This is a genomic window from Chryseobacterium pennipullorum (genome assembly GCF_003384725.1).
GTDB lineage: Bacteria > Bacteroidota > Bacteroidia > Flavobacteriales > Weeksellaceae > Chryseobacterium > Chryseobacterium pennipullorum.
Window position 1 is genome coordinate 59,974 of the sequence record NZ_QNVV01000001.1, and the last position, 14,664, is coordinate 74,637.

Annotated in this window: 12 protein-coding genes; 3 read left to right on the plus strand and 9 right to left on the minus strand. The window is 37.9% G+C overall.

The window, feature by feature from the left end; genetic code table 11:
- On the minus strand, positions 1-513 hold the full coding sequence (locus tag DRF67_RS00290) for a DUF421 domain-containing protein (protein WP_115925844.1): 513 nt from the start codon (positions 511-513) through the stop codon (positions 1-3).
- A gap of 189 nt (positions 514-702) precedes the next feature.
- Between DRF67_RS00290 and DRF67_RS00295 the strand changes: the two genes are divergently transcribed.
- On the plus strand, positions 703-1,251 hold the full coding sequence (locus DRF67_RS00295; protein ID WP_115925845.1) for a DUF3828 domain-containing protein: 549 nt from the start codon (positions 703-705) through the stop codon (positions 1,249-1,251).
- Positions 1,252-1,283: 32 nt separating this feature from the next.
- On the opposite strand, the gene DRF67_RS00300 is transcribed toward DRF67_RS00295, so the two are convergent.
- From DRF67_RS00300 to DRF67_RS00325, 6 genes are all read right to left on the minus strand, one after another.
- Positions 1,284-1,418, minus strand: coding sequence for a bacteriocin-like protein (locus DRF67_RS00300; RefSeq protein ID WP_115925846.1), 135 nt, complete (start codon positions 1,416-1,418; stop codon positions 1,284-1,286).
- A gap of 210 nt (positions 1,419-1,628) precedes the next feature.
- The gene (gene uvrA / locus DRF67_RS00305; RefSeq protein WP_115925847.1) at positions 1,629-4,457 is read right to left on the minus strand and encodes an excinuclease ABC subunit UvrA; all 2,829 of its coding nucleotides are present in this window, start codon (positions 4,455-4,457) and stop codon (positions 1,629-1,631) included.
- 256 nt (positions 4,458-4,713) lie between these two features.
- Positions 4,714-5,643: a DUF6845 domain-containing protein gene (locus DRF67_RS00310; protein ID WP_115925848.1), complete on the minus strand. Its 930-nt coding sequence runs from the start codon at positions 5,641-5,643 to the stop codon at positions 4,714-4,716.
- Positions 5,644-5,668: 25 nt separating this feature from the next.
- Positions 5,669-7,552: a type VI secretion system baseplate subunit TssF gene (locus DRF67_RS00315; RefSeq protein WP_115925849.1), complete on the minus strand. Its 1,884-nt coding sequence runs from the start codon at positions 7,550-7,552 to the stop codon at positions 5,669-5,671.
- Positions 7,553-7,576: 24 nt separating this feature from the next.
- Positions 7,577-8,017 carry a GPW/gp25 family protein gene (locus DRF67_RS00320; RefSeq protein ID WP_115925850.1) on the minus strand — a complete coding sequence of 147 codons (441 nt, stop codon included), beginning with the start codon at positions 8,015-8,017 and terminating at the stop codon, positions 7,577-7,579.
- Positions 8,018-8,188: 171 nt separating this feature from the next.
- Entirely contained in the window at positions 8,189-9,601 is a 1,413-nt protein-coding gene (locus DRF67_RS00325) for an APC family permease (protein WP_115925851.1), read from the minus strand.
- Positions 9,602-9,743: 142 nt separating this feature from the next.
- Between DRF67_RS00325 and DRF67_RS00330 the strand changes: the two genes are divergently transcribed.
- Entirely contained in the window at positions 9,744-10,244 is a 501-nt protein-coding gene (locus DRF67_RS00330; RefSeq protein ID WP_115925852.1) for a DUF4920 domain-containing protein, read from the plus strand.
- Positions 10,245-10,396: 152 nt separating this feature from the next.
- Here the strand turns inward: DRF67_RS00330 and DRF67_RS00335 are convergent, their stop codons facing one another.
- Positions 10,397-11,506 carry a M14 family zinc carboxypeptidase gene (locus tag DRF67_RS00335; RefSeq protein WP_115925853.1) on the minus strand — a complete coding sequence of 370 codons (1,110 nt, stop codon included), beginning with the start codon at positions 11,504-11,506 and terminating at the stop codon, positions 10,397-10,399.
- Between the two features lie 950 nt (positions 11,507-12,456).
- On the opposite strand from DRF67_RS00335, the gene DRF67_RS00340 reads away from it, so the two are divergent.
- Positions 12,457-12,996: a helix-turn-helix domain-containing protein gene (locus tag DRF67_RS00340; protein WP_115925854.1), complete on the plus strand. Its 540-nt coding sequence runs from the start codon at positions 12,457-12,459 to the stop codon at positions 12,994-12,996.
- Between the two features lie 443 nt (positions 12,997-13,439).
- Here DRF67_RS00340 and DRF67_RS00345 read toward each other — a convergent pair whose 3' ends face one another.
- Complete coding sequence (locus tag DRF67_RS00345; protein ID WP_115925855.1) at positions 13,440-14,606, minus strand: proline dehydrogenase family protein; 1,167 nt, start codon at positions 14,604-14,606, stop codon at positions 13,440-13,442.
- Positions 14,607-14,664 lie beyond the last annotated feature (58 nt).

The window sequence follows — 14,664 nt, forward strand, 5'->3', positions numbered from 1 at the left end:
TTAATGATATTTTCTTTTGTTTTTTCGTTTTATTCTCGAATAATGGGTCTGTTTGCTTTTTTCATCTTCAGAAACAACGCTGATGTTTCCATCCACTTCCAAAATCGAGAGCTTTACATTTTCTATTTTTTCTATACCATGTTCTCTTATGGCTTCCTGTAATTCGTCCCACGTAATTTTCACCCGGTTCAAAGCGGTCTGATCTGCTACTCCATCTCTGATCAGGACTACCGGTTCATCTTCCATAAAATTTTCAAATGAACGACTGGAGAACATAATTCTTTTTAGAATAAAGTTAGCTACAAACAAAACCAGTGCCGCAATAATGCCACCCTGAAGAGACGTATCTGGCCCCACCATAGCATTCTGAACGGCATTTGAAATCAGCAGCAATAAAACAACATCTCCCGCGTTAAGTTGGGAGAGCTGATTCTTACCAAACAAACGGATGGCTATTACCATGAAAAGGTAAACGCAAAGGGAACGGATGACGACATTCAGAATAGGATCCACACTTTTTTTATCTGTTCAAATGTATTGATTTTTTGCATTCCCCTGAAAAGTATTTACAGTTATCAGATACCATCAATATAGGTACAACAGCAGCATCGAAAGGATTGAGTATTTCTTTGTGCTATCCGTTCTAAATTCACTACTGATTGGTATAGGATTTGACGACTTTCATAAAACCTTTTTTATACAATGAAAAAAAAATTATTTTTATGCTTCAGCATCCTCCTGTTCTTTGTAAGCTGTAAAGAAAAAACAACGGAATGCAGTCTATCATCCAATACAGCGATCGGTTTGAAAATTGACGAACTTTATACCCAATATGGAAAATCAAATGATGCTGTCTATAACCAGCCTATTCCGGATAACCTATTCTCCCCGTCCCTTAAAAAGGCTGTGGAGAACGCGATTAATGCATCAAAGGCGGATATTGAAAAAGTAAAAAAAAGCGACCATCCTGACGAGAAGCCCCTGATTTTCGAAGGAGCAATTTTTTCAAGCTTATATGAAGGCTATTCCCGTTACAATATTCAGTCAATAAAAGTGAATGGCAACACCGCAGATGCTCTTGTCCATTTCGAATATGATATGGCTACTCCAAAAGTTGTATGGACCGACACCCTTCGTCTGATTGAAGATCATAAACAATGGAGGATTGATAATATTACTTTCGATTCTATAGGAAATTCTAAAGACCTTAAAGGAGTTCTCACTGATTTTGCACAAGGCTCCCACCCATAAAAAAAACCGCTTTTTCAAGCGGTTTTCTTATTTTATGGACATTGAACGATTGGAATTTCACTGCAAAAAATCTTATCTGCCCATTCGCAGTAGGTACAGTATTTTTTAGGCTCTCCTCCGGACACTGACTTCAAATCTGTTTTAGTCAGTTTTTTTAAATTTTTCATATCGTTTTAATTTATGGTTTGCTAAAGTTAAAACGAATTTCATACTACCTTATTATAAATTTACCCCTAAATATTTCATTATTTTCATCTATAATCCAAAAAATATGATCCTCCTTGCAATACTTATATCCTCTTCATTAAATTTATTTTAAGCAAAAAAAGAATCTGCTTTCGCAAATTCTTTTCTATAATTAAATTGATATTCTATTATTACAGCTCTCTCTTCAAAAACTTTCCGGTTAAACTCTTCTTAGACTTCACAATCTCTTCAGGTGTGCCCTGAGCTACAATCTGTCCACCATGTTTTCCACCTTCCGGACCTACATCAATGATGTGGTCTGCCAGTTTGATGACATCCATATTGTGTTCGATGATAATAAAAGAGTTACCTAGTTCGACCAGCTGATTGATGGCATCCATTAGGATTTTCACATCTTCAAAATGGAGACCAGTGGTAGGCTCATCAAGGATATAGAGCGTGTTTCCTGTTTGCCTTTTAGCGAGTTCTGTTGCCAGCTTGATACGCTGTGCTTCACCCCCTGAAAGGGTTGTTGACTGCTGTCCAAGCGTAATATATCCCAGCCCTACATCCTGCAGCGTTTTCACTTTCGCGAAAATTTTAGGAATTGGCTGGAAAAATTCCACCGCTTCATCAATTGTCATATCCAATACATCAGAGATGGACTTTCCTTTGTAACGGACTTCTAAGGTTTCTCTGTTGAATCGTTTTCCATTACAGGTTTCACAGTGAACATATACATCCGGAAGGAAATTCATTTCAATCACCTTCAATCCTCCACCCTGACAGGTTTCACATCTTCCGCCTTTTACATTGAAAGAGAATCTTCCGGGCTTGTATCCACGGATTTTACTTTCCGGAAGCTCAGCAAAAAGATTTCTGATGTCTGTAAACATTCCGGTGTAGGTAGCAGGATTGGAGCGGGGTGTTCTTCCGATCGGAGTCTGGTCTACATCTACAATTTTATCAATATTCTCCAGTCCTTCAATCTTTTTATAGGGTAAAGGTTCCTGAACGGCTCTGTAAAAATGTTTGTTCAGGATCGGATACAAGGTTCCGTTGATCAGAGAGGATTTTCCACTTCCGGAAATTCCAGTTACCACAACGAGTTTCCCAAGAGGCACATCCAGTGTTACATTTTTCAGATTGTTTCCTGTAGCACCTTTAAGAAGAATATTTTTTCCGTTTCCTGCTCTTCTTTCTGCAGGTATTTCAATTTTCCTTTTGCCGTTGATATACTGTGCCGTGATTGTATCTGCTTTCAACAGATCTTTGGGTTTCCCTTGCCACAATATTTCTCCACCGAATTTTCCAGCTTTCGGACCAATATCCAATACTTCATCAGCTTCCAGAATCATATCTTTGTCATGTTCCACGACCAATACTGAATTTCCGATGTCTCTTAGATTCTTCAGGGAATGGATGAGTCTTTCGTTATCTCTCTGGTGAAGTCCGATACTTGGTTCATCCAGGATATACAATACATTCACAAGTTGGGACCCAATTTGTGTCGCCAGACGGATCCTCTGCGATTCTCCGCCCGAGAGGGTCTTAGAGCTCCTGCTCAGACTCAGATAATCCAAACCTACATCCAGCAGGAACTGAAGCCTGGTTTCAATTTCTTTCAGAATTTCGTGAGCGATGATTTTATTTTTTTCTGAGAACTTATCTCTGACGTCTGCCAGCCAGTCTTTTAGATCTGCTAAACTCAACGCATTAACCTCAGCAATATTTTTTCCGTCTATTTTAAAGCTCAGGCTTGAAGGCTGAAGACGTGTTCCATGGCATTCCGGACAGGTTTCTTCTGTCGTGAAGTGTCTTTCCAGAAGGATGGCTTCATAGGATTCTCTTTCATCAATGATTTCTTCCATGAAAGCAATAAGACCATCAAAACCAATCTTTATTTTCTTGGTAATTCCCGCGTATTTCAAATCCTTATTGAATTCTTTATGACAGCCATTGTAGATATATTCCAATGCTTCTTCCGGAATATCCTTCATTGGAGTGGTTAACCCCAGTCCGAAAATTTCGAGAATATTTTTAATCTGTGCAAGAATCCATTTGTTGGATTTAATGTCTTCCAAAGGCAATAAACCTCCCTGATTGATGGATAGCTTCGGGTTGTCTATAAAATAATCCGTATTGATCTTTTTGATAGTCCCCAATCCTTTACAGTCCGGGCAGCTTCCTTTGGGTGAATTGAACGAGAATGTATTCGGTTCGGGTAACGCTAAAGAGTGTCCTGTTTCTGCATCCATAAGGTTTTTGGAGAAATATTCAATCTCCGTACTCCCCAGTTTCTGAATTCCAATGATTCCCTCGCCCATTTCCATGGCAGTACGCAATGATTTTTCCATTCTGCCTTCTGAAGCATTTTCACCGATAATCCAACGGTCGATGACAATATCGATATCGTGGGTTTTATAACGGTCCAGTTTCAGATCATATTCAATATCCTGCAGCTCACCATCTATTCTTGCCTGCCCATACCCTTTTTTAGCCATCTGTACGAAAAGCTCGTGATAGTGTCCCTTTCTGGAACGTACCACAGGGGCCAGAAGCATGATTTTCTCTTTTTTATAATTTTCTTTGATGGTCTCAAGGATCTGATCTTCCGTATAACTTACCAGCCTCTTGCCCGTAGACAACGAGTAAGCGTCGGAAACCCGGGCATACAAAAGCCGCAGAAAGTCGTACAGCTCAGTAACAGTTCCCACCGTGGAACGGGGATTTTTATTTGTAGTCTTCTGCTCGATAGCGATAACAGGTGAAAGTCCTTCGATCTTATCTACATCAGGGCGCTCCAGCCCTCCTAAGAACTGACGTGCATACGCAGAGAAAGTTTCAATGTACCGGCGCTGGCCTTCTGCAAAGATCGTATCAAAAGCGAGAGATGATTTTCCACTTCCGGAAAGGCCTGTGATAACGACCAATTCGTTTCGTGGTATTTTAACATTAATATTTTTCAGGTTGTGTTCACGTGCTCCGTAAACTTCTATATATTCTGTTGATTTGCTCATAATTTGGAATGATTTTGCCTGAAAATCACAACGTGCAAAATTACGGAATTTTATGGAATTTATTTTATGATCTGGAGCAGAAATTTGATCATCACAGATTGACATCTACCAAGGTAAAAAATGAATATACCTTTCCCTGATCATTGAAATGAGCAGATGTAAAGGTATATCCAGGTTCTGCTAAAGCCAATGATAGCGTATAAAATAAAAAAACGGGCAGAAGCCCGTTGATATCAAATAAAAAAAAATTTTGTCTCTATTTTACAAATGAATTGTAAGCACTCAATACGGATTCATAGGAAGAATCGATCTGCTGAATATCATTGTCAGGAATTTTCCCTGCTTCTTTGGAATCCCTGATCAGCTTTCTGTAGGTATCCAGAAAGTTGGAAGTATTCTTATTGAAGCTCTCAAACTGAGATTTTTTATAGGCGTACTGCTGATCCTTAACGTTAAATTCCTTTTTAGCATTTGCTTCTGCCTGCTTAGCTAATTCATCGTACTTTTTCTGGGCTTCAGTCTCATTGAACTGCCCAGTGTATTGCTTACCGAGCACATCGATGACAGAATCCAGTGAATTCATCACATTTTTAGAAGAGATGATATACTCTTTCATCGGGTGATCTTTCAGAACTACCTCTTCTGCTGCATCCGTAGCAGGCTTAATCTTAATCATGATATTTTCTCCGGCAGCAAAAAAGGCATTCGCTTCACCTTCAATTTCTTTTCTTAGCGTCTCAGCTTTGGCTCCCTTATCATCTTTATAATCTTCGGAGGTCATATAGGATTTAAGCTCGTCGAATTTTTTATCGATGTTTTCCCTTTTAGCCTTGTAGGTATTAAATTCTGTTTCAATAGCGGATTTATCTTTTTCAAACCCTGACGGAACTTCTTTAATTTTGGCCAGCGTATAATCTGTAGAGCTGATCACAACAGGCATGATCAATACATTTCCTCCTTTGGATTTGACTACTGCCTCATCAGCATATTTCAAAATCCGTTCAATGTGTTTGGAGGAGTTTTTGTAAGAATCAATAAAGTTATTATTGAAGTCGATAATCGCATTGGCCTCTGCTTCCCCTCCAAGGTTTAAAACAGTATTTCCAATTTTTGAGGCCCCTTTCTTACAGCTTACTGCTGTGGCCGTTAAAGACAGAGCCATTGTCAGCATAATAATCTTTCTCATATTTTATCCATTATAGGTTCTTAATTTACATATCCTGAAATTCTACATCTTCATTGCTTATTTTCACAAGATATTCGATGCCATCAATTGCTTTGGCAATAATCTGATTCCTGATGATGTTGGCCATATTTTCCCAGTAAGCCCGCCCGTAAAATGAGTAATTCTGAGGAATAATTTCAACCTCTACGGTCCTCACAAATCCTTCTTTAGGACGATTGCTTACCATTGTTCCTCTTCTTACTCTTACTTCCCTCAGTTCATCTTTCAGAATCATACGGCAGTAATTTTTAACGTCTTCCAGGGAGATAATTTTATCTCTTGTGGTCAGTGCATATTTGTATGCCTGGATACTGTCCGTTCCTTTCTGCTCTTCTGCTCCGCCTAATGTCTCTGTAAGCAGCACAACAGTCTGGGACTTCAGCTGGTTTGAAAGCTCCGTGCCCGGGCGCATATGATTGGCAAGGGTACAGTGGGTCACCCAGAAAGAAGCATACGTATGATCGGTTTTTTCTACAGGTTCCATGATAACATAGTTCAGCTCCTGCCGGATATTCCTTTTGGCATTATTGACCTTTTGAACCATAGATTTCATCTTATCAGACATTTCACTGAGCACTCCTTTCACATTATCTCTGTTTAACAGGGAAAATGCTGCGATCTCATCTCTTGTAAGCTCCAGAACATTAGCGATCATATCAACTGCATTTCTATTGGTAAAACGTTCCATTCCCCCTTTCCTTACGGTATAAAGTCCTTTTTTCAGATCATCAGCCGGAGTAAAGGGAATTTCTGTATATTTTCTTCCGTCCCCGTCCTGGACTTCATCTACATATAAAAAATGCTCGCCTTCATCAGTTACCAGAGGAATATTATTCCCCATGATATCTAAACTGTATTCTGTTTTCTTCCAGCCTCTGTTATAAACCGGAAAAGCATTCAGCACAAAGGAAAAGTTATCAAGGATCTCAGCAGAAAATTGGGGTGGAAATTCAAAAGTAAGCCATAGATACCTTTTGTTTTCAAGATATTTAATGATTTCATCTTTTCCGGCCAGGAAATCTAGATTTTGAGGCAATTGTCCGGGTTCGGAAAACAGGCTGTTGGAGATGCCTGTGATTTCGATAAATTTATGGCGGTAGATACTTTTTATATCTTCAATAACCTTATTTTTAATCGACTGTTCTTTAAACATCTGCTCATAACTGTCCGTGTGGCTTTCGGTAAGATAGCTCAGTCCCTCTCTGACGAACAAAGGATTTCCATTGCTGGAAACTGTTATGTAAGGCAGAAGTTTGTAGACAAAATCAAGATGTTCAAAAGCAGGATTGGAGCAAAACATACTCAGGTATTTAGGGAAATTTTCGCTGATGTACTTGCTGACATCAACTCCTATTGTAATTTTACGATAATCCTCCGGTCTTCCCTGAAACCTTGCGATAGGAATTTTGTTGAATCTGTCATCAATACTGTAGCAGGTATTCCCTACAAACATAATGGAAGTATGAACTTTATTGATCCTTACATTTCCTACGGGAGTAAAAGGTATGTTCACCTGTTTATCAGATTCAGATTTCACGGTGGAAGTCATCTGTTTCCGGAAGAAAAATTCCGTGTGCTCCAATAAAACTTCGGAAGAATCATAGGGCTGTGTAAATGCAACCGAGTGAGCCGGAATGGGATGGGTATAGATAGACGGTGTGAGGAGTTTTGCCAGCTTTTCCAAAATGCGGGCATTCACGGTCTGTATTTCATTATTGGCTTTAAAAACTTCTGTACTGAATGCGTCAATCAACAGTTTTACAAAAGGATCTAATGACTGTGGGCTTTTCAGTCCCCAGACTTTGGTGGCATTCTGAAGCATTCTTGCTTTTACAGATTCTTTGGAATAGATATTCTGATCTAAATTCATAATTTTCTTTCGCTGTTAAAAATATTAATCAATAGACATTGGACTAAGGAACAGTTCTGTGGAAAAACTAAACCGTTCTCCTGTTTCCTCCATTTTTGCATTGATGGCAATTCTTACTTTCTTTTTGATTTCTGTGTGTTCTTTGGTATCGTAGCTGTGCTCTACAAACTGAATATGGGCATCGATCTGCGGCTGTACGATCCGTGGTTCATATTCCTGGATCTGTCTCCGGAGGCTTTTGATGAAGACATTTTCCCATATGGCACTGGTAACGCCATTATCGAATTCGAGGTTCCAGACATCGTTACCATAATTTTCATCATATCTGTTCTCCCCTTTTTTGGTCGTGATCAGCAGCATAATATTATGGGCAATACTTTCTCCCATATCGCAGGTATCGATACTTCCCCCTTCAGTCATCAAAGTAGACGGAACGAAAGGCATTCTGTAATTTGGTGTATCCATAACTTGTTAATTTTTACTTCATGGTTTTGTTTACTTAAAAACGAAATACCAAAATACACATTTTCACTAAATAATACCCAAAATACTTTGAAATATTATTCAGCAATCAGGGCTTTCAAATCAAATTGAAAGCCCTGAACGGATATCTTTTTATGTTATTTTAGTAATGTATTAGCTATCTGCCTTTTTACGGTTAATAAAGTAGTAAACCGGTAATCCCAATAAAACGAGTACAAATCCCGGCCATGTGTATTGCTGTTTATAGATTAAAAGCAAAATACAGAAGCAGGTTCCGATCACCAGATAAACGATAGGAGTTACAGGGTAAAGCCATGTTTTATAAGGTCTTTCCAGGGCGGGCTGCTTAATTCTTAAATAAATAACTCCAAAAACGGTAATCATATAAAAGAGCACAATGACAAAGGAAATCATATCCAGCAGGTTTCCATACTGTCCGCTAAGGCATAGAAGAGAAGCCCATATTCCCTGCATCCATAAGGCATTTTCAGGAACTTCATTTTTATTATTCTTTACTGCAGAGTGGAAAAACATTCCATCTTTTGCCATGGTTTGGAATACCCTGGCTCCTGCCAGAATCAATCCGTTGTCACAACCAAATGTAGAGATCATCACCAACAGGGCAATGATCACCGTTCCTGCACTTCCGAAAATATTCTGCGATGCAGCTACTGCTACCCTGTCATTCGCCGCAAATGCTATTCCGTCTCTGTCCAGTGCATTTAAGTAGACATAGTTCACGGCTATATAAAGGATCATGACAGCCGTCGTCCCGTAGATCATGGATTTTACTACATTTCTCTTGGGATTATCAATTTCTCCCGACACAAAAGTTACACTTTCCCAGGCCACTGAGCTGAACACAGAACCCACCATTGCGGCGGCAATTCCTCCCAGCAGGGTCATTCCTCCAATAGGTTCCCAGCCTTCTTTCATAAAATTACCAGTAAGATCTTTGGTAAGATTGCTGAAAGAGTCTGTTCCCAGACTGAAGTTTTCAGACAAATGAGATACCTCTACCAATATAAAACCTGCGGCGATCAACCCCAGCAAAGCAATAATCTTTGATCCTGTAAATACATTCTGAAGAATCTTACCACTCTGTACACCTCTTGTATTAATATAAGTAAGCAAAAGAATAATGGCTATTGCCAGAATCTGTATCCAGGTGATCTTAAACTCACCGCTTTGAAAAATAGGAGCAGCATCATTAAGTGAAGGAATAAGATAGGCGGTAAATTTACCAAAAGCCATGGCCACTGCAGCAATGGTTCCGGTCTGTATCACGGTAAACAATCCCCAGCCATACAGGAATCCCATCCTTTTGCCGAAAATTTCTTTCAGATATGTGTACTGCCCTCCCGCTTTCGGAAACAATGCGGATAACTCTCCATAGCTAATGGCGGCGGCCACAGTCATTATTCCTGTTATCACCCATACTACAACCAGCCAAAATCCGGATCCCAGATTCCGCATCATGTCAGCACTTACAATAAAGATCCCGCTTCCGATCATGGATCCCATTACCAGCATAATGGCATCCCAAAGTTTCAGTTTTTTCTGCATAGTCAAGTATAGGCGTCAAATATAAACAAATCTGTCATTCATTTTGAATTTTATTGAAAATTTAAGAAATAAGCTATTTTTTATCATTTTTTATTCGTTTATGATTCAGTATTAATTAGTATTTTTGGAAAAAATATTAAAAATGAAATTCAAGGCTTTATTATTTGCTATGGCTGTAAGTGCTTCCACTTTAGCTTTTGCACAGGAAATGGGACCACCTGCAGGAAATGCAGTGGTAGGTGACACATATGGAGGAGAGGTTTCTCCTGCTGCTGAATCCAAAGCCATTACGGTAGGCAAACTGAGTAAGCAGCTTAAAAAAGACAACAAAAAGGTTGAAAATGTTGCCATTAAAGGAAAAGTAACGGATGTTTGTGATAAAAAAGGATGCTGGCTTACCATTCAGACGGAAGACCATTCAAAGTTTTTTGTAAAAATGAAAGACTATGCTTTTTTTGTTCCTACAGCCTTAAAGGGCAAAAACGTAGTGCTGGAAGGAAATGCAGAAAGGAAAGTAACTTCTGTGAATGAGCAGAAACATTATGCGGAAGACGCCAAGAAACCTCAGTCTGAAATTGATGCAATCACACAGCCAAAAGAAGAGATCAGATTTGTAGCAAACGGTATTAAAGTAATCAACTAGATTTGCCTGAAACCGGATGAAAATCCTGTTTCAATATGAGTGGGCTACACTTGTTATAGTACTCACGCAGAGGTTATCGCACAAATATCTTTCTTTTTAATAAAGAACAGACTATACAATCAAAACCGGCAATCCAAGGATTGCCGGTTTTTTTAATCTTCTATTTTAAAATCTACTACCGCATCCAGTTTTGGATATCTGGTAGCGGATATAAATTTCTTTCCGGTACAGTCTATTTCCAGCCAGCCTTTTCTTTTCTTTACATCTCCTACCTCCATGACAAATGGGACAAAAGAAATTTCATCTTTTCCGTTTTCTATCACTTCCCTGTACTGCACAGCAATATCCAGAATACATTCATGTGCCGTGTTCAGTTTTACATTCCTGTATACGATATCATAATGTGTTTCTTTATTTTCAGGAATCTCAAGATAAGTCTCCCACCCCGTAATATCTGACTTCAGTTCACTGATAGCTTTTAACGCATAATACAATGCAATTGTATAATATTTTCTTGTTCCTTTTCTGGTATAGTCATCAATAAAATGTCCCCCTTCAAATAAAATAGTGGGCATTCCGGCCTTAATAAAATTGTCTCCGGTAGAGGTCGGATAAAACTCGTCAGAGTATCGTCCAATCTGGTTAGGAATGATCTCTTTCAGGTGTGTGTAAACATTTCCGATTACCGCCATACATTTTTTCCTGTTGTCCGTTACTGTTCGTTCTACATTCTCTGAAGGTGCCAGAAAAGAAAGTGTAGCCGGGTGAATACCATCGGTAGTAAAAATGGTTCTCTGCTCATGAAGGTTCAGAGCATAATCATATTTCCTGGAAGCCGCCGCATTTTTAAGGAACTTAATCTCCTTACTTGATTCATTGTGAAAATCCCGGTTCAGATCAATATCAGCAGCATTCAGCCTGGTCCATTTTTCTGAACCGTCAGGATTTAACATCAATATAAAATCCAAGCTGATTTTACTGAATAAATCCTCTTTCATTTCTGGAGCTTTATCCAGGCTTATCATCAGGTCAAGGATCGCATGGGTAGCGTTGGATTCGTTGCCGTGCATCTGTGACCATGCCAGTACATGGATATCTCCGGTTCCGATGCTTAGCTTATAAATAGGTTTGTCTAAATAGGATGTTCCGATCTCCTGAATATAATCTCTGAGATTTGCCTGTAGGTAAGAAAATAATTTTTCAGGAGAAATATAGCGATTTGAGAAATCGGGGTTCTGAGAATAGATCTGTTCAAAATTCATTAGGAATAGTTTACAAGATCAAAATTAACCATTTTAAGGTAAAAAACACTATTGACATATGTAAATAAGTCAAAAAATCAATTGATTTAAGAATTTACATTTGACACTTGCTAATTTACAAATATTAAAATCCCTATTTTACTCATAAAGATTGTATGCAACATTTGTAACATTGTTAAACAGTAACGACAGACAAAATGTCTGTGGATAAAATTGTGGATTGCGAATAATTAAAAACGTGTAATTTATGTATATGATTTTCAGTTATTTATAATATTTAATTAAATACTACTTTTAATATTACTTGAGGTAAATAAAAGGGCCTTTTACGACATTTATTCATTATTTTATTAAACGTACCCATTGTGGAAAAGTTGGTCGATTATCGGATAATAACAAATGTAAATAGTCAAAATACTTAATCGTAATTGAAAATTCAGCTTATTTTTATGTTTAAGGGCATTTAATGATAGAAGCTTGAAGTATTTTTTCCTTAGAAGCTTATTTCCAAAAATAATTTGCAGTCAAATGATAATACTTTAGTAATTTACGTTTGTATATTGTTTTTAATACATTAATTACATGATAATTACGGAAATATGTAGCATATTTACTCTAAACATTTACTCTATTAAATTAACAATGTAAACTGTAATAATCAGATATTTTGGAGAGAATTAGACGGTATTAAAACCACATAATTTATCAATACGACCTTTTTACCCCTTTATTATTCAAGAAGTATTAAGGAAATTAATACATTTAGTTTTGTAAAAATGATCTGCAATATGAATTACTACAAATGTAATTTTAACATAAATTACTAATTAACAATACATTATGCACTATTTACATTTGTACATTTAATAAATTTCACTTTATTTACATTTGTATTTTGCATTTGTAAATTATATACATTACATTTGTAACACAATTAATCGCCTATTTTTATGAGCCTCAACGAAAGAATTTCAAAAGTTATCGAGTACTCCCGTCTTACTCCCTCTGAATTTGCTGACGAGATTGATGTACAACGTTCGTCGATCTCTCATATTACATCAGGAAGGAATAAACCTTCATTGGAGTTTATCATAAAAATAAAATCCCGTTTCCCGGAACTACTTTGGGACTGGCTGGTTACGGGTGAAGGTGAGATGTTGAAATCCCAGCTAATGGAACCACAAATTCTTCAAGAAGATTCAACAGAAGAAAAGGGAAAGCCTACTCCTCTGCCCGATCTGTTTACGATGATCAACAGCAGTGATGAGGAGTTCGGGAATGACGAATCGGAAATCGAACCCGCAACCCAGGGTGCCGGAGAATCTTTTACAGCGCATCAAGGTAAGGTTGAAGAAAAAATATCCGCTTCTCAGCGATTAGAAAATCCTGCAGAGCAAGTGCTGGGTCAAATGTTTGGAAATCAATCCAATAAGATAAAACGTATTGTTTTGTTTTATGAAAACGGAAAATTCGAAAGTTTTGAACCATAAAAAAAGCCTGACCAAAGAAAATGGGCAGGCTAAAAAATATTTGAAGAAGAAAACTAAAGCTATTTGCTTTATTAGTTTTTTAATTTGGAGATTCCGGTAGCATTCTTATCGCCTGACACGTTTACATCATACTTGCTATTCCGGGTGCCCCACTTGATTCTGGTCTGACATTTCACCTGCATTGCAAAAGCTCATTGCTGTTCTCAGACATCAGTTTTCTATGGTTATACCAAATATAGAAAATTTAAATTAAATTAACAACAAATAGCGCATTGTTTTAATAAATAATTAATACTATAATCCATTAGGTTAATTATTATTAATATTGACTTTTAAGGTTAATTATTGCAGACACGCCAATAAACCGTGTTTTTCAACAAATAATTCAAATAAAAAGACCCGCAAATTGTGCAGGTCTCATCAGTATCATTATTCTGTATTGTTTACTTTTTTCTTCTTTCCAGCTCTTTTTTGATCAGCCCAAGCTCTCTACCGGTCTGTCCGGCCACTGAAGTGTTTTCCTGCGCTCTTCTTGTAAGATATGGGACAACATCCTTTACAGGACCATAGGGAAGATATTTGGCCACATTATAGCCTTTATCTGATAAATAGAAGGTAATGTTATCACTCATTCCGTAAAGCTGTCCAAAATACACGTGAGGGTTCCCATTTTCCAGAGCCTTAGCTTTCATCTTGTCCATAATCAGCTCTGAAGAGATCTCATTATGGGTTCCGAAGAACGCCGAAACTTTATCGAGGTGATTCATGACAAAGTCGATTCCGGCATTGTAATTCTGATCGGAAGCATCCTTGGTCGGCTGGATTGGGTCTGCATATCCTTTTTCTGCGGCTCTTGCTCTTTCTTTCTCCATATAAGCACCACGAACGATCTTATATCCGATAAAATAATTCTTTTCTCTGGCTCTTGTAAGGTGTCCTTCCATATACTCCAGTCTTCCTGTTCTGTACATCTGGATGGTATTCCAGACGATAGGTTTTTCCTGGTTGTATTTCTCCATCATCTCTTCACAAAGGTGGTCTGCGGCATCCTGCATCCATGTTTCTTCAGCATCTACCATTACTTTTTTATCATTTTCATGACAAAGACTGCATATCTCATCGAATCTTCTCACCACTCTCTCCCATTCTTCTTTCTGGCTGGTGGTAAGCTCTGCACCTTTACCCACTGCTTCATAAAGATCTATTCTTCCAAAGGCTGTCGGTTTGAATACAATAAAAGGAATAGCCGGATTTCCTACCGAAAATCTTACAATATCCTTGATTTCCTTGCATACGGCATCAAACGTTTCTTCATCTTCTTTACCTTCAATAGAATAGTCGAAAATACTGCCAACTCCTCTTTTGAAAAGCTGTTTCACAACTTTCATACTTTCTTCCCGGGTTTCTCCACCGCAAAACTGGTCGAATAAAGTATTTTTTACAATTCCTGTTACGAAAGGAAAATTGTGGTGTACGGTAAAATTAAGGACAGAAGTTCCGAGGCTTGTAAGAGTCGGCTGCTCAATCATTTTAAACATCCAGTAAGCCTTTCTCAGTTGTGCATCCGTCTTGTCTGCAAATGCAACTTTAGTATCATTAAAAATGGGCATTCCTATTTATTAAATTTAGTTATGCAAAGGTAATAATAACCTCAGTTTATTTAAAGAA

What these genes read in the sequence shown, in the direction of transcription:
- DRF67_RS00295 (WP_115925845.1), top strand. Translation starts at nt 703, where the DNA reads ATGAAAAAAAAATTATTTTTATGCTTCAGCATCCTCCTGTTCTTTGTA.
- DRF67_RS00300 (WP_115925846.1), bottom strand. Translation starts at nt 1,418, where the DNA reads ATGAAAAATTTAAAAAAACTGACTAAAACAGATTTGAAGTCAGTGTCC.
- uvrA (WP_115925847.1), bottom strand. Translation starts at nt 4,457, where the DNA reads ATGAGCAAATCAACAGAATATATAGAAGTTTACGGAGCACGTGAACAC.
- DRF67_RS00310 (WP_115925848.1), bottom strand. Translation starts at nt 5,643, where the DNA reads ATGAGAAAGATTATTATGCTGACAATGGCTCTGTCTTTAACGGCCACA.
- DRF67_RS00315 (WP_115925849.1), bottom strand. Translation starts at nt 7,552, where the DNA reads ATGAATTTAGATCAGAATATCTATTCCAAAGAATCTGTAAAAGCAAGA.
- DRF67_RS00320 (WP_115925850.1), bottom strand. Translation starts at nt 8,017, where the DNA reads ATGGATACACCAAATTACAGAATGCCTTTCGTTCCGTCTACTTTGATG.
- DRF67_RS00325 (WP_115925851.1), bottom strand. Translation starts at nt 9,601, where the DNA reads ATGCAGAAAAAACTGAAACTTTGGGATGCCATTATGCTGGTAATGGGA.
- DRF67_RS00330 (WP_115925852.1), top strand. Translation starts at nt 9,744, where the DNA reads ATGAAATTCAAGGCTTTATTATTTGCTATGGCTGTAAGTGCTTCCACT.
- DRF67_RS00335 (WP_115925853.1), bottom strand. Translation starts at nt 11,506, where the DNA reads ATGAATTTTGAACAGATCTATTCTCAGAACCCCGATTTCTCAAATCGC.
- DRF67_RS00340 (WP_115925854.1), top strand. Translation starts at nt 12,457, where the DNA reads ATGAGCCTCAACGAAAGAATTTCAAAAGTTATCGAGTACTCCCGTCTT.
- DRF67_RS00345 (WP_115925855.1), bottom strand. Translation starts at nt 14,606, where the DNA reads ATGCCCATTTTTAATGATACTAAAGTTGCATTTGCAGACAAGACGGAT.